Below are 945 nucleotides of genomic sequence, written 5' to 3' on the forward strand. Positions count from 1 at the left end.
TAAACGAAGAGCCCGGGGTACAAGGAAAAAGGGGAAGGGAGAAAGGGCTCTTCGATAGTAAAAGGGAGCCGGGGTTAGGACGAGTAAACAAGGAGATTTACATTATTTGAACAAGGAGTAAATGAAACTCATCCAGGTTTGGCTACCTTTTCTAATTAGATTATAAAGTATGGGAGTTAATGAGGGGTAAATCAAACGATAATCAAAGGTTAAGATGGGGGTATTTTTGAAAAAAGCGTGTAAAAAGTTGTAGATCGATGTAACTTGAGAGTTTATACTGTAAATAAATAGAAATAAAGAAATAAGAGTTAGTTTTGCGATAACTTGTAATGAAATGGATGTGATTGTAAAAAAGAATAAGAAAGTAAATCTCAAAGTGGCAGCGACCTACGTTTCCACAGACGTTGCCTGCAGTATCATCGGCGATGGGAGGCTTAACTTCCAGGTTCGGAATGGAGCTGGGTGTGACCCTCCCTCTAGCCCCACCACAAAGAGAAAGAAGAACACCGATGTGTGCTTGTTTCTCTTTGCTCATTCGAGCTTTGAGAGCTTAACATTGTTAAGAGTCTAAATAATGTGTCAATTACAATTACTCAAGGTAATTATTAAGCGGTTATGCACTTAATAAGGTAGTACCCGTATGTGAATAAAATAAATACAAACGATCTATTAGTACTGGTCAGCTAAACGACTCTCATCGCTTACACACCCAGCCTATCAACGCAGTAGTCTTCTGCGGATCTTCAGGGATGATTCATCTTGGAGTTGGCTTCCCGCTTAGATGCTTTCAGCGGTTATCACATCCGAACATAGCTACCCAGCGATGCCCTTGGCAGGACAACTGGTACACCAGTGGTTCGTTCAACCCGGTCCTCTCGTACTAGGGTCAACTCTCCTCAATCATCCAACGCCCACGGCAGATAGGGACCGAACTGTCTCACGACG

General features: G+C 42.3%; 2 rRNA genes. Both read right to left on the reverse strand.

What is annotated here, in order from left to right:
* Nucleotides 1-374: 374 nt before the first annotated feature.
* Nucleotides 375-490 (reverse strand): 5S ribosomal RNA (gene rrf, locus PGH07_RS11400).
* Nucleotides 491-648: 158 nt separating this feature from the next.
* Nucleotides 649-945, reverse strand: a 23S ribosomal RNA gene (locus PGH07_RS11405); the annotation flags it as partial.

The sequence above is a fragment of the Sulfurovum zhangzhouensis genome (assembly GCF_030347965.1).
Classification (GTDB): domain Bacteria; phylum Campylobacterota; class Campylobacteria; order Campylobacterales; family Sulfurovaceae; genus Sulfurovum; species Sulfurovum zhangzhouensis.